This is a genomic window from Bacillus sp. SJ-10 (assembly GCF_002843505.1).
GTDB classification, from domain to species: domain Bacteria; phylum Bacillota; class Bacilli; order Bacillales; family Bacillaceae; genus Bacillus; species Bacillus velezensis.
Genome location: NZ_CP025258.1, coordinates 2,713,510 through 2,733,206, shown reverse-complemented (window position 1 = coordinate 2,733,206; position 19,697 = coordinate 2,713,510). Strand labels below are relative to the sequence as shown.

Sequence of the window (19,697 nt, the reverse complement as noted above, 5' to 3'; positions counted from 1 at the left end):
ATTAAGTTAACTTGAGCTCTTCAATCGTTTTTTTCCGCAGCTTGAATTTCTGAATTTTTCCGGAGGCTGTCATTGGATATTCATCTGTAAACAAAACATACCTGGGGACTTTATAGCGGGCGATATGTTCTTTGCAAAAGGCTCTGATGTCTTCTGCGGAAGCGGTTTGTCCGTCTTTGAGCCTGATCCACGCCGCGGCCTCTTCTCCGTATTTCGGATCAGGCACGCCGACGACCTGAACGTCTGCTACCGCGGGATGCCGATATAACATTTCCTCAATCTCGCGCGGATAGATATTTTCGCCGCCCCTGATCAGCATGTCTTTCAGACGGCCCGTGATTTTGCAGTATCCGTCCTCGTCCATGACCGCTAAATCACCGGTATGCAGCCAGCCGTCTTTGTCTATCGCTGCTTCGGTCGCTTCTTGATTTTTATAATAGCCTTTCATGACATGATATCCGCGGGTGCAGAGCTCTCCTTGTTCGCCCCGGGCGGCTTCTTGGGATGTTCCGGGCCGAACGATTCTGACTTCGATATGGGGAAGCGCGCGCCCCGCTGTTTCCACTCTTCTTTCAAATGAATCATCCGTTCTTGTCTGCGTAATAACAGGTGATGCTTCGGTCTGTCCGTAGGCAATGGTAATGTCGGTCATCCCCATTTTGCCGATCACTTCTCTCATGACTTCCGCCGGGCATGGCGAGCCTGCCATAATCCCGGTTCGGACGTGGGAAAGATCATATTCAGAAAAACGGCTGTCATTTAGGAGGGCGATAAACATCGTCGGTACACCGTGCAGAGCCGTGCAGGCTTCTTTCTCCACCGTTTTCAGAACGGCCGGCGGAGAAAACTGTTCGATCGGAATCATCGCCGCACCCGCGGAAACACATGCCAGCACGCCGAGCACACACCCAAAGCAGTGGAAAAACGGCACGGGAATACATAAACGGTCACATGAAGTAAGCTTCATGCATTCTGCGATATTGGCCGCGTTATTTACGATATTAAAATGTGAGAGCATGACGCCTTTCGGAAATCCGGTCGTACCTGATGTATATTGCATATGAATGCAATCATCCTTTTTCAGGCTGTCCATCCTTCCGTCAAGCTCTGCATCCGTTACAGACTCGGCATCCTTCAGCAAAGAATCCCAACGGTGCATCCCGGGCGGGCTTTTATCACCGATATATAACACCGTCCGTAAAAATGGATAACGTTTCGAACGCAGCCTGCCGCGCTCACAAGTTTTCAGTTCGGGAATCAGCTTATTCACCATCTCAACATAAGATGTCTGCCGGTAGGAATCCATGATTATCAAGGCCGAGACGTCTGAATGTGCCAGCAGGTAATCGAGCTCTGCGATTTGAAAATTGGTATTAATGGTGACCAGAACGGCGCCGATTTTCGCCGTTGCAAATTGCGCCGCGAGCCATTCCGGAATGTTGGATGCCCATATGGCCACATGATCTCCTTTTTCAACTCCCAGCTTCATCAGCCCTTTTGCGGTTTGCCGGCATAACCGGTCAAACTCGGCATACGTATAACGAAGGCTGCGCTCAGGGTAAACAACCGCTTCATGATCCGGAAAAAGCTTCGCGGTCCGCTCAAGCAGCTTTCCGGCTGTTAAATGGATAAGTTCAGCCATATGACCTGCCCCCTTCCATCCCTGTCTTGGTAAACGTTTTCATTTCACTTCAAAAGCTGTCTTGCGATGACCATTCTTTGAATTTCTGACGTTCCTTCGCCAATCTCCATCAGCTTTGCGTCACGAAGCATACGTTCGACACCGCATTCCTTCATATAACCGGAACCGCCATGAATTTGGATGGCCTGAAGGCACGTTCTGACGGCCATTTCTGAAGCATAAAGCTTGGCGAATGCCGCTGCTTTCGTAAATGGCAGGTTTTGATCCTTCAGCCATGCCGCTTTAAGCACCATCTGTCTGGCAAGGTCAATTTCCATCGCCATATCGGCCAGCTTAAATTGAATGGCTTGAAATGACGATATCGGACTGCCGAACTGCTTGCGTTCCTTCGCATATGACAGCGACGCCTCCAGCGCGCCTTGAGCGATACCGACAGCCAGTGCCGCAATCGAGATCCGCCCGCCGTCTAATGTATATAAAAATTGTTTAAAACCTTTTTCAGGATCACCGAGCAGGTTATCGGCAGGCACCCTGACATCCTCCAGCACAAGCTCGGCCGTATCCGATCCTCTCACACCCATCTTGTCGTACGGATTTGTGATCGTAAATCCCGGTGTGTCTGTGGGGACGATGAGAGCTGAAATGATCGGTTTTCCGGCGGAGTTCTTTCCCGTAACGGCGGTGACAATGACCGTGCGGGCGTAATTTGCGTTTGTGATCCAGCATTTCTCTCCGTTTATCACATAGTCATCGCCCTTTTTCTCGGCTTTTGTCTGGGTACCGCCGGCATCTGAACCGGCATTCGGCTCTGTCAGCCCGAATGATCCGAGCGCTTTTCCCGAAGCAAGCGGAATAAGATGTTCTTGCTTTTGCTGTTCAGTACCGAAATAGTATAATGGGCTTGCGCCGAGTGACACGGCTGCCGCGTAGCTCAGCCCCGTGCTGCCGCAGGCTTTTCCGATTTCTTCGACCGCTGCTGCATATGAAATGGTATCACCGCCCGCCCCGCCGTATTCTTCCGGAAACGGAATTCCGAGCAGCCCGAGTTCGCCTATTTTTTTAAATGTGTCTATCGGGAAGACGGCTGATTGATCAACCTCATGGGCTTTCGGGGCAATTTCATTTTTGGCGAAATCTCTGACCATTTCGCGCACCATCTGCTGTTCTTTTGTCAGTTGAAAATTCATTAACCTTCCTCCTTCTGCTGCTTTCTACATTTTATTAATGGGGGTCTTTATTCATTCCATCCAAATGAAGTCTGAACATTCGGACTCATCCGCCGCAAAAAAACTGACAGCGCCGCAACTGTCAGTTTATTAATAATGGCTATTTAACCGTCCGTTTTGCGGAGGGACGGCTCTCATGGTGTAGCCTGTCAACGGAAGTAACGATATAGGTACAGGCTTCTTCCGCCCGAATATCAGTATCTGAAAATGTTTGCGTCCGTGACGATGTTTTTCTGACTGTATCCACTAAATAAGGCTGCTTTCCCTTTTCTGCGCGGTAAATGGCGTAATAAGCCGTTTTTTCACCGTTGGATTTCGCATCTTCAATATAGAGTGTATGGCCTGAAGCATTCTTCTCCGCCCGTTTGACAGCCGGTTTTTTTAAAGCGGAATGTCCGAGCCAAGGCATCTCGGGAATTAATGCGGGCCGGCTGTACATGTCTTTGATCAAACGGTTTTTCACATCGAGCGGATTACGGTTTAAATCCTTTAAACTGAAATGCATGCTTCCTTTAATCCAAGCTGATCCCCTGTTAAGAGCAATCTGTCTTCCGTATTCCCCCGGGTCGGCCCAGGCCGGATCAGCATTGTTGTTGATTTTATAAGCTGCCTGCCCGATATATAAATGCACCGGCCGATTGTTCACTTCTTTTCCCCACCAATCCGCTAAGACGTCATATGCCGCCGCTTTAAATCCGATGCTCCAGTAAATTTGCGGTGCGATGTAATCAATGTATCCTTTTTGGATCCATTCTCTCGTATCAGCATATAAATCATCGTAGTTCCGCACCCCGGCGGCCGTTTCGGAGCCTGTCGGGTCATCTGCGACATTTCTCCATACGCCGAACGGGCTGATTCCGAATTTGACATAAGGTTTTTCTCGTTTGATGGTTTGGTTGATTTCTTTTACAAGCCGGTTGACATTATCCCTGCGCCAGTCATCAACTGATGCAAAGTGAGCTTTTCCGTACCGTTCGTATTCCGCCTGATCGGGGAATTCCTGTCCGGCAATTTTATAAGGATAAAAATAATCATCCATATGAACCGCATCAATGTCATAACGGCTGACCACCTCTTTGATTCCATCCGTTATAAATTGTCTTACTTCCGGAATGCCCGGATTATAGTACAGCTGTTTTCCGTATGCAGCGACCCAGTCCGGATGGGAACGCGCGGGATGATCATCTGAAAGCGCATTCAAATTTGTATGATTCATCGTGATCCGGTAAGGATTGAACCAAGCGTGAAATTCAAGATTCCGTTTATGTGTCTCTTCAACTAAAAAAGCAAGCGGATCGTAGCCGGGATTTTTGCCTTGTGTTCCTGTCAGATACTCTGACCAAGGCCCGTAATCTGATGGATAAAAAGCATCAGCCGCAGGCTTAATTTGGACGATAACGGCGTTCATTCCCATCTCCTGAACGTCATCCAGCAGCTTGCTGTATTCTCTTTTTTGCTCTTCCGGTGACAGCCCTTTTTTAGAGGGCCAGTCGATATTGGTGACAGACGCGATCCATACGGCTCTCATTTCTCTCTCCGGCTGAGTGCCGCTTGCTTGTGCGGATGCTGAGAATGTAAAGATGCCGGCTGTCAGTACAACGGCCAAAAACCATATCATGCTAAAACGGCAGCTTTTCATGTTTTTCCCCCTCTCTGCTTTACGGTATTCCGAAGCATTCCGGGCGGTGAATCAGAAAGCCTGCTTTGCTCCTCTTAGCCTAAAAGGGAAAGAAAAAAGTCCTAAAGCGAATAAACGCTTCAGGACTTTTTATGTTTCATGGCGGCGAGCACGTCAATGATCTTCGTTCCGACGCCGACACAAGTTTCAAGAATGGCCTGCGCTCCGGCGATGGACAAAATGAAAATAACCGGATGTGCATAGCGGGGCCAGACCAAGTAGCAGATGCCGATCAATATGGCGCACCAGACGCCCGCACACCAATAACATTGCAGCATATAACCGAATGCGGAGGAAGGGACTTTTTTTTGGACGGCGCGCCCGTTTTGATCGACGGTTTTTTCTTGCTTTATAAAGGGTTTTCTTATGAATTCCGTAATCTTATCAAATACGATCAAATGGGTCAGCCGGTAGCTGGCAAGAATAATCATTACATACGTAAGCCAAGATAGGTTCGTCATGTCAAAGCCTCCAAAAAAACTGAGTTTGATTCCCCTATCTTGCCCTTTGTCTTCTTCAGCCATTCTGCCGGATGTTACAGATTCCGCGCCAAGAGTCTTCCGCTGTTTGCAATGATGTCCAGTATGACCTCAGCATTTTGCTGTGCAAAGGCGGGTTCAAACATATCTTTATGGGCGCCCTCGCCTTGATATTCCTGATAGAGTCCCGTTGTGGCGCCTTCCCATTTCATCGGCTCGGTCTTATCACTGTGTTCTTCCTTTATGCCGGCCTCGATAAAATGGAGGTTGGCCGCGATTTGGCCGTCATTTATCAGTTCCGCCCAGTACGTTTGATAGCGCTCTGTCTTTTTGATGACTGCTTCTCTGACGGCTTCCGGGACGTTGTCGGCTGTTGCGTTTGTTGGCTGCGGCGGCAGTGCGTCAAGCTTTCTGTACGCGTCTGCGATAATGACGTCACTGATTTCTAAGCCGCGCTTTTCCATCGCTTTTGCCGCCTCGAATGCCGTATTGCCGCCTGCCGAATATCCGAAGAGGATATAAGGGCCTTCCGGCTGGATTTCCAGCATTTTATCAATGTATTGTTCCATTCTGCTGTCTTCTTCAATAAAGTTAAAACCGTACACAGCAGCCCGTCCATTTAATGCCGCCGCAAGATCTTTAAAGAAAATGCCGAAACCTGAGATAGGCGGAAAACAGAAAAGATTGCGGCCTTTCGGCTGGTTCAGTCTGCTGATATGCTGCTCTGCAGCTTCTGACAGTGTGCTGGAATATAGCTTTTCAGCCAATTGTTCAATTGTCGGATATTCAAATATCATTTCAATCGGCACATCCATCTGCTGCCTGGTCTTCAGCTGATGAATCACTTGCAATGCTTTCAAAGAATGGCCGCCCAGCTCAAAGAAGTCATCCTGTATGCCCAGCTCCCCGCAGCCGAGGATCGGCGTCCAAATGTCGATCAGCTCACGCTCCACCCAGTTTCGTGGCGGAACGGCTTTTGATGACGTTTTTTTCCGTTCTGGCGCAGGCAGCCCGCGGCGGTCCACTTTGCCGTTTGCGGTAAGCGGCATACGGTCAAGCTTAATCACATACTGAGGAATCATATAGTCGGGAAGCGACCTGGCCAATAGAGATCGAATGGTTTTTTCTTCAACATGCGCGCCCGTATAATACGCACAAAGGATTGCTTCTTGTCCTTCTTTTGCTACGATGACTGCCGATTCCCTGATTCCATCTATTTCAGTCAAGCGTGCTTCAATTTCGGCCGGCTCAATCCGCTTCCCGCGAATCTTGAATTGACGGTCAATACGGCTGATGTATCCGATGCTTCCATCAGGCAGCCAGTGTGCCAAGTCGCCTGTTTTGTAGATCTTTTCTTCAGGATGAATCGGGTGGCTGACAAATGCTTCACTTGTTAAGTCAGGCCTGTTTAAATAGCCTTTGGCAACCCCGTCACCGCCGACACAAAGCTCACCGGGCACGCCGATCGGCGCAAGTCCGCCATTTTTATCAATGATATATGCGGTTGAATTGCTGATCGGTTTTCCGATTGGGATCGGCTGAGAAAAATCGTGCCTGATTTCGTAAAAGGTGGAAAACGTCGTATTTTCCGTCGGTCCGTATATGTTATAAAGGCTGAGATTCGGACAGCGGTGTCTGACCTTATTGATGAGCGCCGGGGACAATGCTTCTCCGCCGACATATAAGGTGTGCAATCCGGAAAACATCTCCGGATCTGCCTGGGCAAACTGGTTAAAGAGCGCCGTCGTCAAAAACAAAATCGTAATCCGGTTGGATGAAAGATAATTGCCGAACCTCTCAGGGGCAAGCATTGTCGAGCGGTCAACCATATGAAGACAGGCCCCGTTCAAAAGCGCTCCGAAGATTTCAAACGTCACTGCGTCGAAACCGATGGACCCTGTCAGAATGAGACGGTCCGTCATGCCGGCCGACGTGTAATTGCTGTTTGACACGAGCGATACGACGTTTCGGTTGGAAATCATCACGCCCTTCGGTTTTCCTGTTGAACCGGATGTATACATAATATAGGCAAGGTCATCAGGTGCTGTATCGGTATTCAGTTTTCCCGCATCAGCGGTTTGTTTCTCTGCGGCAGCCGGGATAGAGATGATGTGAGAAAAGTCAAAGTCAGTCTCAATCCCTTTTTGCACCGTTAACAGCTGTGCTCCGCTCTCAGTGAGCATATCGGCGATCCTGTCGGTTGGCAGTTCTGCATCAAGAGGAAGGTACGTCCCTCCCGCTTTCAATACAGCGAGAACAGCGATGATAAATTCCGGTGAGCGTTCGGCCAGAATCCCGACAATTCCCTTTGGCGCCAAACCGTTTTCCAGCAGGGTGCGGGCGAATGCAGTTGACCGTTCATCGAGCTCCCGGTACGTCATCGTCAGCCCGCCGGCGTGAAGCGCCTGATGGTCCGGGGTTTTCTTCACCTGTCGGCTGAACAGGCTGATGATGCTTTCGTCTCTTTCATAAGTTGTTTTCGTGTCATTAAATTCGCCGATTATTCTTGATTTTTCCTTTTGTCCGAGCATCGGTAGCCGATCAGCGGGAACATCGGGATTGAAGGCGGCGCCGCGCAGAGCTTCTTCCAAGTGTCCTTTTACGCTCTCTATCCATACTTCGTCATAAACGTTCGCATTGTAGCTGAATTTGATGAGCAGCTCATCGCCGGGCGCTATGATGAGGTTAAAATCGTAGCCCGATTGTTCCGACACGTTGACATTCCCGATCCGGAACGGTGCATCCGATTCCTTTTCCGCGTCTTTCATCTGCTGCTGAATCGGATAATTTTCAAACACGATGATATGGTCGATTAAATCCTGTTTCAGCTCAGTCTGAGATTGGATGTCAGCAAGCGGATGGTAGCTGAACGCCTCTGAATCAAGCATTTCTTTCTGGCAGCGGCCCAGCAGTTCTCTAAAGCTTTCATCACCCGTTTTAATGCGTACCGGCACGGTATTGATAAACAGCCCGATCATGCTTTCCACGCCGTCAATGACGGAAGGCCGCCCTGATACGACGGCGCCGAATACGGCATCGTCCGTCCGGTTGTAGCGCTGCAGCATCAGGCCCCATACAGTCTGCATAAGAACCGCGAGCGTAGCGCCCTCTTCTTTGGCGATGGTTTTCAGCCTGTCTGTCAGATTTTGATCTAAAGAAAACAGCAGCTCTTTCTTACGGTAGCCTTTTTCCTGAGGACGGGCCGATATTTTCGGGAGTCCTGAGGGTGTCTCGCAGCCTGCTAAATATCCTTTCCAATACTCAGAAGCCGCGTCTTTGTCCTGATCAGTCAGCCATGTAATATAAGTGCTGTAAGGCTTTGCGGGCGCCAGTGTGACGGGTGAGCCTGATTCAATCGCCCGGTACATATGCATGAATTCCTGAAGGACGATGCCGAGGCACCAGCCGTCCATAAGGATGTGATGGTGGCTCCAGACGCATACATATTCCTCGTCTGCCGTTTTAAACAAAGAAACACGCATCAGCATATCCTTTTGCAAGTCAAAGCCTTTTAAGCGGTCACGTTCCTTAAATCGCTGTAAATAGGCGCTCTGTCCCGCTTCGTCCAAATGTGTAAGATCTTCGCGGTGCAGCCGGAATTCCCGCTTACGCAGCACAACTTGGCGGGGGCCGTTCAGCTGAGCGACATGAGGTAAAAAAACCGTTCTGAAAATATCGTGGCGGCTGATGACAGACTGTACGCTTTGCTCAAACAATTCCGGACGAAGCCGGCCTTTTATGGTGAAGACGGATTGCTCGATATATGCAGCCCCCTCCTTTTGCAGAAAGGAATGAAAAAGCATTCCTTCCTGCATTCGGCTGAGGGGATAAATGTTTTGGATATTTTTCGTTTTGTCCATGTGTTCCTCCCGCTCGGTTTAGTGGAAGCTGAGTAAGTCGGCAATATCCTGCAAGGCTTCCTCAGTCAGCTCCCGATCATCAAAGTCACTGACGGTCTTCTCCGTATCGGTTTTGCTGAGGCAGTGTTCCGACAGTTTCAGGAGATAATACCGGCAGCTTTCGGACAGCCGTTCGATCGTATCTTGCCGGAAGCGCTCCGTTTCATAGGAAATGCTGACGGTCATCCGGCCTTTTGCCGCAATCGCGCTGATTTCAAGTGACTGCTCCCGTTTCCATGTATCTGTCACATCATCTCCGCCTCCCAAAGGAGAAAACTGAAACGCGTCAGGCTGTTCCGTTTCTGCCGGATTCCCGCCGGGCGCATCGAATTGTCCGAGATAATTAAAGCTGATCTCCGGTGCTTTCCCGAAAGTCATCCCGGCAAGCTTCGGCGGTGTTAAATATTTGAGGACGCCGTATCCGTTCCCTTTATCCGGAATGCGCCGCAATGTGTCTTTGACGGTTTTCAATGTGCGAATTTCATATTCTTCATGAGGTTCATAAACTCCGCTCCGGAAAAGCACCGGGTAAATGGAAGTGAACCACCCCACCGTCCTGCTGATGTCCGCACCTGCCTGCTCCGATTGGCGTCCGTGTCCTTCAAGGGCGATTTTCAAAGCGTGCCGCGGCGACCACTTTTGAACGGCAAGCACGGCGGAAGCCAAAAGCACATCTTGCGTATCCGTATTGTAGGCGCTGTGCACATCTTTCAACAGGGCGTCCGTTTCACTTTCTGTCAGAGTGAAGGATACCGTGTTCCGTTTTTTTGCAGGAGTTTGAGATAAATCTGCCTGCTCGTAAGGAAGACTTTCTGTTTCATAGTGTTCAATCTCCCGCCAATACTCCGCCTGCTGAAGAAGCTGTCTGCTTTCGGCATAATCGGCCAGCTGCTCCGTATATGTTTTGAATGACATGGTTTTCGGAGGGAGTTTGATTTCCTGTCCAGAGACGGCCTGCTCATAAGCAGAAGCCAAGTCTTCCAATAAAATCCGCCATGATATCCCGTCGACAGCGAGATGATGGACCGTCAGAAACAAGTAATCTTCTGCTTCGGAGCGGAACAGCCCCGCCTGTACAAGCGGCCCGTTCTCCAAATCCATGTTTCTCTGAAGCTCTGCGACGCGGCGTTTTACAAAACGTTCCTTCTCATGCTCATCGCCTTCCGTTTCTAAAATGGTCAGGCTGTAAAGCTGCTCATCTGCGAGGTCAGCCGGTCTGTTGAAGAGGAGAAGACCTTTCTCTTCGTCTTTTTTGCAGACAAGGCGCAAGGAATCATGATGAACGGTAATGGCTTTTAACGTTTTCCTCAGGGCCTCTTCATTTATTGAATTTGTTCTCGTCAGCATGACGGACTGGTTAAAATGGTTTGCTTCCTTCATGTCTTGTGTGAAGAACCATTTGTGGACCGGCGACCACTTCACTTCTCCTTCTGCAGGAGCTTGGCTGACCGGCTGCCGCTCTGTACGGACATAAGGCGCCAGCTCTCTAATTGTCGGCCGGCTGAAAATATCTTTTACGGCGATTTGTTTTCCTGCCTGATGTAATCGGGCTGATACTTGCAGGGCTTTGATGGAATCGCCGCCCAGTTCAAAAAATGATTGATCCGCGGCAATGTTTTCAGTCCCGAGCACTTCGCTCCAAATCGCGGAAAGCTCTTTTTCCATGTCGCTTTCAGGCTCGGTAAATGCCCGTCCGGTGTGCGCTTTTTTCCGCGGCTCAGGAAGCGCGCGGCGGTCAAGCTTCCCGTTCGGTGTGACAGGCAGGGCTTCAAGTGTTTCAAAGAACGCCGGCACCATATAAGCGGGCATTTCATTTCTGAGCGCCTGCTGCACGGTTTCACTTTCCGTTCCTTCTTCTGTCACGATATAAGCGCATAGTTCCGTTTGGCCTGCTGATGCGGGCAGAGCGGTGACGGCTGCTTCTTTGACACCTTTTATGCCTGTTAAGGCGGATTCAATTTCTTTCAGTTCCACCCGGTAGCCTCTGATTTTGACTTGCTCGTCCATTCGGCCGATATATTGCAGCGTGCCGTCCGGCAGCCATTTTGCCAGGTCGCCCGTGCGGTACATGCGCCGGTTCTTCCGGAACGGGTCTTGGACAAAGGCTTGAGCCGTTTGCTTAGGAAGATTGCGGTACCCTCTTGCAAGGGCGGAACCCGAGATGCAAAGTTCTCCCGTTACGCCGATCGGCTGCGGGTGATCTCCGTTTAAAATATAAACGTGTGAATGCTCAATCGGACGGCCGATCGTGATGTTCTCACTTTGTTCTATATGTCTTGCCGCTGTAGTGGCGACGCTGTTTTCCGTCGGGCCGTACTCATTGGCAAGCTCAGTGTGTGGACAAACTGATAAACTGCGGCTGATAACGTTTTGGTCGACGGCTTCTCCCGCTAATGTGACAATCCGGAGAGACTCGGCATCACCCGGCTCCAGTACGTCAAGCAGTGTGCGATACAGCACGGGTACAATGATCATGTGAGTGATGCGGTAAGATGCAAGATAGTGTTTAATAGCAAGAATATCTCTTGCTTCATCTTCGGCTAAAACGGCCGCTTTCGCACCGGAAATCAGCGGTGTGAACATACTTGTTACAAAACCGTCAAATGAAAATGAAAAGAGCTGAAGAATCGTATCTTTCTCATTCAGATCATAAAATCCGCTCCGCCATTGAAGGGTTTGGCTGACGGAACGATGTTCGACCATAACCCCTTTCGGCCTGCCTGTCGTCCCGGACGTGTAAATGATGTAAGCCAAATCTTCCGGTGCTGATAATGACTGAACCGGTGATGCGTCTTGTTCTTGGATATCCTCCAGTGCGAGCACTTCACCTTTAAAATGATCAGGCACTTGATCTATTGCGCCGTGTACGGTAAGGAGAAGCGCTGTGCCGCTGTCTGAGATGATATATTGCTTGCGTTCCTCCGGATATTCAGGATCTATCGGGACGTAGGCGCCCCCGGCTTTCCAAACCCCGAAGACTGCCGCGACTTGTTCCGGTGATCTTGGTATCACAATGCCGACGGCGGCATCCGGTCCGATCTGCCGTTTTTGCAGAGCTCTGGCGATTTTATTCGACCATTCATCTAATTCTTTATATGTGATTAAAGTTTCCCCGCTGATAAGGGCTGCCGCATCCGGTGTTTTTCGCGCCTGGGTGATGAACAGTTCATGAACTGTTTTTTCAGGCAGCTGTTGATCCGCCATGCCGTTAAAGTCCGAAAGAATCCGGTTCCGTTCCGGAGCAGTCAGCATGCTGATCGCTTGTATAGAAGTTTCCGGTTCACGGACAATGTGTTCAAGCATCGTCATAAAGTGGGAAGCCCAGCGCTGCATCGTTTCTTTCCGGAATAATGACGCCGCATATTCAAACAGAAAATGAATCTGTCCCCCGCCTTCAGAAGCCTGCAAAGTGACATCAAATTTGGAAACCGGACGGGACACGTCCGCATTCTGAATATGCAAACCGTCCAACAGCAGTTCCTCATGCTCCATATTCTGAACGACAAGCATGGCGTCAAACAGCGGATTGCGGCTTGTGTCCCGCTGCACGCCGAGCCGTTCCACAAGCTCTTCAAACGGGTAGTCCTGATGCTCATACGCTTCAAGCGCCGCCTGGCGGACTTCCGCCAAGTAATCGGTGAACCGTTTGTCTCCTTTCGGCTCCGTTCTGATGGCCAGCGTGTTGACGAACATGCCGAGAATCGGTTCAAGGTCTTTGTGCGGACGCCCGGCAATCGGCGAGCCGACGATGATGTCTTCCTGCCCGCTCAGGCGCGCGAGTAACGTATTGTACGCGGCGAGAAGCACCATATACAAAGTGGAGCCGTGATCCCGGGCGATGCGGTGAAGGCCGGATGCCGTTTCGGCGTCAAGCGTGCACGATACACTGCCGCCCGCAAAGCTTCTGACAGCCGGTCGGGGCTTGTCAGCTGGGAGCTCAAGCACCGGAAGCTCGCCTTCAAGCCGCTTCAGCCAATAGGCTTCCTTCTCCTGATATCCTTCCTTCTCCTGAAACGACCGCTGCCAGACGGCATAGTCTTTATATTGAAGGCGCATCGGCGCAAGCGAACGGCCTGCGTACAGCTCGCCGAATTCTTTTATCAAGGTGTTGACGGACACACCGTCAGAAATAATATGATGCATATCCGTTAATAAAAGATGACGTTCATCCGATTCTTTCACGAGGGCCGCACGGAAGAGCGGCGCTTCCTCCAGACAAAACGGCCGGACGAATGCGTCAGCTGACTCGGCCTCATCCAGCTGAAACGGTACGCTGTCATGGATGCGCTGCACCGGTTCGCCGTCAGGCCCCGTTTCAAAGGACGTTCTGAGCGACTCATGCCGCTCAACAAGCTGCCGGAACGTCTCCTCCAGCCGGCCGCGGTCAAGCGGGCCCGTCAGTTCCAGCACAGCCGGCATATTGTAGCCGACACCGCCGTCTTCAAGCTGTTGGAGCACATACATCCGTTTCTGCGCCGAAGACACCGGGTAGGTGTCCTGTTTTTGCGCAGGCTGAATCGCTTCATACGGGCTCTCTTCCAAGTCCTGAATAACCGAAGCGAGCTCTTCCACCGTCGGCCGGGCGAAGATGTCCTGTAACGGCACCTGAACACCGAACTCTTTGGCGATGCGGGAGACGAGAGCCGTCGCTTTTAACGAATGGCCGCCCCGCTCAAAAAAGTGATCCCGGATGCCGACGGGGCCGTTTTTCAGCACCTCTTCCCAGAGGGCGCAAAGCTTCATTTCCGTGACGTTCCGCGGGGCGGTGTACGCCCGTCTGTCTGCCGCTCCGCCGGGAGCCGGCAGTGCGCGGCGGTCAAGCTTTCCGCTCGGCGTGACCGGCCATTCGCTCATCTCTATAAACTGAGCCGGCATCATGTAGGCCGGAAGGCGTGTCGCAAGCTCCGCCCGCACGTCATCGCTTTCCCGTCCTTCGATATAGGCGTAAAGCGCGGTTTCGCCGTGTTCGGTCCGGGCGGTGACCGCCGCCTCACGAATGCCGTCGATGCGCCGGATCGCCGCTTCAATCTCCCCCGGTTCGATCCGGTAGCCGCGGACTTTCACCTGTCCGTCTGAACGGCCGAGCCATTCAACAAGGCCGTCTTCTGTCCAGCGTGCGATATCGCCTGTCTGATACATGCGTTCTCCCGGATAAAACGGATCATCGAGAAAACGCTCCTCCGTCAGCTCAGGCCGGTTCAGATAGCCCCGGGCCACCCCTGTCCCCGCGATGTACAGCTCTCCGATACAGCCCGGCGGCAGAAGCTGTTTCTTTTGATTTAAAATATACAGCCGCATGTTATGTCCGGAAATGCCGATCGGAACATTGTGAAATTCTTTTCCTTGCGGCAAATCAAAGTACGCCGCTTCTACTGTCGCTTCCGTCGGACCGTAGGAATTTGTCAATTCCGTTCCCGGCAGAAGGTCATAAAAACGGGAAGCCAGGTGCGGGCCCAATTGTTCGCCGCCGGCAAAAACCCTTTTTAAGCAGGTCTTTTTAATCGGCTGTTTTCTGGAATTTATATATTCCAAGAAAGCATGAAGCATGGATGGCACAAAATGGGCCGCTGTTATGCGGTTATTCTCCAATGCGTTCAGTATCATTTCAGGGTCCTTTTCGCCTCCTTGCGGAAGGAGGAAAACAGAAGCTCCCGCGATCGGCCACCAAAACAGCTCCCAAATCGAAGCGTCGAAAGAGTATGATGTTTTATGCAAAATGATGTCAGAATCACTTAATCCATAACGCGTTTGCAGTGAGTATAAAAAGTTTACGGCTGACTGATGTTCAACCTGCACGCCTTTTGGGCGTCCCGTAGAACCGGATGTATAGATGATATAAGCCAATGAATCAGGTTTTACCGGAACATTGGGGTTGGCCGCAGCTTCAGGGTTTCCTGTTTGTCCGCTTTTCAGAGAGATCATTTCTCCCTCAAAAAGATCTGCAGCCAAAAGTTCTGGTTCTGCCAGTAAGAATTTCACGCCGCTGTCTTTCAGTAAAAAGCGAATCCGCTCTTTCGGGTAATCCGGATCAATCGGCAGATATGCACCGCCTGCTTTTAAGACAGCGTAAATGCCGATCAGCATATCAGGAGAACGCCGGCCCATAATGGCAGTTTTATCCTCCAGCCTTATCCCCCGCTTAATCAGCCGGTGCGCAAGCTCATTCGCTCTTTCGTTCAGCTCTTGATACGTAATCGAAATGTCATCAGTTAAAATCGCCGGACGGTCCGGCGTTTTTTCCGCCTGCTGTTCCAGCAGATCATGAAGAGACTGATGAAGCGGAAACGCTGTTTTCTGCAAGGGGCTGAAATCTTGAAGCAGAGACGCTTCTTCTATTTCTGTCAAAACAGAAATATCGTCTAATTCCAAGCCCGGATCAGCCGCGGCGTTTTCGGCAAGTGTCGTAAAAAATTCGGCCCATTTTTGAATCGTTTTTCTCTTAAACAAATCGGTGCTGTATTCAAACTGGCAGTACAATTCACCGGCGTTTTCAGAGATGTACAGCGATAAGTCAAATTTAGAAATCGGCAGGCTGACGTCTGCCGGCTGCAGTTCAAGTCCGGCTGCCCTAAGCTTCTGCTGTTCCATATTTTGCAGCGCAAATGTTGTGTCAAACAGCGGATTTCGGGACATGTCCCGCGGCACACCGAGCTTATCGACGAGCTCTTCTAACGGGTAATCCTGATGTTCGTAAGCCTCAAGCGCTGTTTGGCGAACTTCCTTTAAATATTCTTTGAATGTCATGCTTCCGTCGGGACGCGTCCTGAAAGCAAGCGTATTGACAAACATGCCCAGAACGACGTCAAGGTCGGCATGAGGCCTTCCGGCAATCGGAGACCCGACAATCATATCTTCCTGTCCGCTTAAACGGGCTAACAGAACCGTGTACACACCGAGCAGCGTCATATACAGTGTGCATTTGTTTTCTTTCGCCAGCTTTTTCAACTGTGCTGTATGTTTTTCGCTGATGACAAATGACACCCGGTCACCGGAAAAGCTCCGCACCGGGGGACGCGGCTTATCAGCCGGCAATTCAAGCACGGGAATCTCCCCGGCAAGCCGGTTCAGCCAGTACTCCTCTTGTTTCCGATATGCGGCGCCCGCCATAAATGATTGCTGCCAGACGGCATAATCTTTGTATTGAATCCGTAACGGCGGCAGACTTCTCTCAGCATACAGCTCACTGAATTCACGTATCAAAAGATTGACGGATACGCCGTCTGAAATAATATGATGCATGTCAGCTAAAAGCAGATGCCGGTCTTTTTCTATTTGGACAAATCCCGCCCGGAAAAGGGGCGCTTTGCCGAGATCGAACGGCCGGATAAACGCTTCGGCTGATTGTTCTTTTGTAAATGCAAACGGCACTTCGTCATGAATTCTCTGCACGGACAGGCCGTTTTTTTCTTCAAAGGACGTTCTGAGCGGTTCATGCCGCCGGATCAATTCCTTGAACACGGCTTCCATCCTGTCTCGGTCAAATGGCCCCTTCACCTCTAAAACGGCTGGAATGTTATAGCTGACACCGCCATTTTCAAGCTGGTGAAGGACATACATCCGTTTTTGGGCGGATGAGACAGGATATGTTTCTTTCGTTTCTGTCTTTTCTATGGATGCGAACGGGTTCTCTTCTGCTTCACTGATGATTTTGGCGAGTTCTTCTACAGTCGGATGGCTGAAGACATCGCTCAGCGGGATTTGCACACTGCACTCTTTAGCTATTTTTGCAACGAGTGCCGTCGCCTTTAATGAATGGCCGCCAAGCTCGAAAAAGTGATCGTGAACGCCGATCGGACCGGTTTGAAGCACTTCTTCCCATATGCGGGTAAGCTTCAGCTCGGTCACATTCCGGGGAGCTGTATATCGACGGCCCGTTGCGTACGCCGAAGCTTCCGGAAGGGCCCGCTGATCGACTTTTCCGTTCGCAGTAAGCGGAATCGCGTCAACAAAAGCCCATTTGACCGGAATCATATAATCAGGCAGCTCTTTAGCCAAATCTCTTCGCAGCTGAGAAGGATCAGTCGCTTGTGAGACGCTGCAGTAAGCGCATAATTCATTTTCGCCCGACTCATTCGTTTGAATCAGAACGGCAGCTTCTTTCACGGCATGATGATTTGCCAGGACGGTTTCAATTTCCTTCGGTTCAATCCGGTACCCTCTGATCTTCACTTGATCATCTGTCCGGCCGATGTATTCAATTTGGCCGTCCGCACGCAGTCTTGCCAAATCTCCGGTCCGGTACATGACGGCGTCCGTTCTGAACGGATCGGGCAAAAATTTCTCTTCGGTCAGCGCCGGATTGTTCACATAGCCTCTTCCTGTATTCGCTCCGGAAATATACAATTCTCCCGCAATTCCGAGAGGCTGAAGCTGCCTGTTTTTGCTGAGAATATACATCTTGTTATGATGGATCGGTTTCCCGATCGGCGGATGTTCAGGTATGTCATCTCCTGCAGAAATCGTATACGTTGAAACCACATGAGTTTCTGACGGGCCGTAATGATTATGCAGATGCATACCGTGTAAACGGAGCGTCTGCCTGAACAAACGCGAAACGGTCAGCTGCTCCCCGGCCGTAATGACATGCTTCACACAGCGGGGAAAAGACTGTGCATAACCTTCTTCATTGAAAAGCATCTTGACAAACGCAGTCGGGAAAAACACCACTTCCGTGTTGTGCTGATCAATAAACGAAAACAGCTGAGAAACATCCCGTTTGATTGATTCCGGCACGATACAGAGGGTGCCGCCGCTCAAGAGTACTGAAAATAACTCCTGATAGCAGACGTCAAACGCCAAAGATGCGTACTGCAGCACATTTGTGCAAAAATCAATGTCTGTGTTCGTCAATTGGTGAGAAAGCAGGTTGGCCATATTTTTATGTTCGAGCAGCACGCCCTTCGGTTTCCCTGTCGTACCGGATGTATAAATCATATAAAGGAGGTCGTCCGCCGTATTAATGGATTGCACATTGCTTCCGTCCGCTTCCGTCCCGGCCTCTTCTATGTATGTAACTTGCAGCGTTTGTTCCGCGGGGACTGACTGATGCCGCTCTGTTACAACATGGACGCAGCCGCTGTTTTCAATGACATATCGGATACGCTCCTTTGGACTGCCCGGATCTATCGGGACAAAGGCGCCGCCCGCTTTTAAAATACCGAGAACAGCCGCCGCTAAAGAAGGGGAACGGCCGAGCATGACGCCTACCGGCTCCTCCCGCTTTAAACCGCGTTTTTTCAGCAGGCGTGCCAGCTTATTAGCCGATTCGTTCAGCTCTTTGTACGTCACTGACTCACCTTCATACCGAATCGCGATTTGATCCGGCGTTTTTGCGGCCTGCCGTTCAAACATTGCATGAACCGTGTCATATTCAGGCTTTTCGGTCTCTTCAGAAATCGGCGCAAGCAGCTGCACTTTTTCCCCTGGAGTGATGATTTCAAGCTTGTCCGGCGTGATGTCCGGTTTGTCGAGAACTTGGGAGACGATGTGTGCCAAATGGCCTTTGATATTTTCAATAAATTGGCGGTCATACACGCTTGAATCGTATCTCATTTTCAAGTGAATCTCGTCACCCGGCGCCACCATCAGGTAAAAACTGTAGTTGGTTTCGTCTTCCATGCTGAAATCATGGATGTGAAAAAGGTCTTTCGTGTCCCCCTTGCTGTTCAGCACATCAAGCTCCTGTTCAACCGGATAATTCTCAAAGACAAGAATGTGGTCAATTAAGCCTTGTTTTACCTGTGAATTCGCCTGTATGTCATAAAGCGGATGATAGCTGTATGCCTGTCCTTTCAAAGCATCCTTTTGCACATTTTTGATCAGCTTTTGAAACGGGATGTTTGCCCCGCTGATCCGGACAGGCACGGTATTAATAAACAGGCCGATCATTCGCTCGATGCCTTCGATTTCAGACGGCCTTCCGGAAATGACAGAACCAAAAACCGCATCTTCTGTCTGGTTATACGCCTGAAGCAAAATGCCCCAGAGCGTGTGGAAAATGGTGCTCAGCGTGACCTCTTCTTTTACGGCCAGCTCTTTCAGCTTAGCCGTGTCCTCTTTTGAAAAGGAAAACGTCACTTCCTCTTGTCTGCTTTCGCCGGATTTTTTCTGCTTCGGCAGAACAGTCTGCTGCTCAAAGCCTTCAAGGTACCGCTCCCAGTACGAAGCGGCTTTTTCTTTATCTTGCTCCATCAGCCACTTGATGTAGGTCCCGTACGGCACAGCGGGCTCAAGCGTTAACGGTGTCCGGCGGAGCCGCGAGGCGTATATCTGGAAGAACTCTTTCAGCACGATTCCGAGACACCAGCCATCCATAATGATGTGATGGAAACTCCATATGCACGTATATTCACATTCACCGGTTTGAAGCAGCGTCACCCGCATCAGCATGTCTTTTTGCAGATGAAACCCTTTCTTACGGTCTCTTCGTTTGGCTTCTTCAATATGCTTGATTTGATCAGCCTTGTTTAAATTGGTGAGATTTTCCTCAATGATGCTGACGTTCCGCTCTTTTAATACGACCTGCTGCGGCACTGACACGTTCTGGCTGATAAAGATCGTTCTGAAAATATCATGTCTTTCGAAAAGGGCATGAACGCTCTCTTCAAACACGCGGGTGTCAACCTTCCCCGTTATTGAAAAGGAGGCCTGCTCGGCGTAAGCCTGTGATTCCTTTTGCAGGAGGGAATGAAAAAGCATTCCTTCCTGCATATAAGACAGCGGATAAATATCCTGAATTGCATTCTTTTTTGTCATGTTATAATCTCCCCGTCG

At 50.4% G+C, this 19,697-nt stretch carries 6 protein-coding genes; all 6 read right to left on the bottom strand.

What is annotated here, in order from left to right; genetic code table 11:
• Position 1: 1 nt before the first annotated feature.
• Complete coding sequence (locus CXL14_RS13840; RefSeq protein ID WP_014418066.1) at positions 2-1,642, bottom strand: AMP-binding protein; 1,641 nt, start codon at positions 1,640-1,642, stop codon at positions 2-4.
• Positions 1,643-1,686: 44 nt separating this feature from the next.
• Complete coding sequence (locus tag CXL14_RS13835) at positions 1,687-2,829, bottom strand: acyl-CoA dehydrogenase family protein (RefSeq protein ID WP_014418067.1); 1,143 nt, start codon at positions 2,827-2,829, stop codon at positions 1,687-1,689.
• 139 nt (positions 2,830-2,968) lie between these two features.
• A complete protein-coding gene (locus CXL14_RS13830; protein ID WP_014418068.1) occupies positions 2,969-4,507 on the bottom strand; it encodes a glycoside hydrolase family 10-like protein in 1,539 nt (512 codons plus the stop codon).
• A 119-nt stretch (positions 4,508-4,626) separates the two neighbouring features.
• A complete protein-coding gene (locus CXL14_RS13825; RefSeq protein ID WP_014418069.1) occupies positions 4,627-5,007 on the bottom strand; it encodes a DUF1360 domain-containing protein in 381 nt (126 codons plus the stop codon).
• Between the two features lie 74 nt (positions 5,008-5,081).
• The gene (locus tag CXL14_RS13820) at positions 5,082-8,885 is read right to left on the bottom strand and encodes a non-ribosomal peptide synthetase (RefSeq protein WP_014418070.1); all 3,804 of its coding nucleotides are present in this window, start codon (positions 8,883-8,885) and stop codon (positions 5,082-5,084) included.
• Between the two features lie 18 nt (positions 8,886-8,903).
• The gene (locus tag CXL14_RS13815) at positions 8,904-19,679 is read right to left on the bottom strand and encodes a non-ribosomal peptide synthetase (RefSeq protein WP_014418071.1); all 10,776 of its coding nucleotides are present in this window, start codon (positions 19,677-19,679) and stop codon (positions 8,904-8,906) included.
• Positions 19,680-19,697 lie beyond the last annotated feature (18 nt).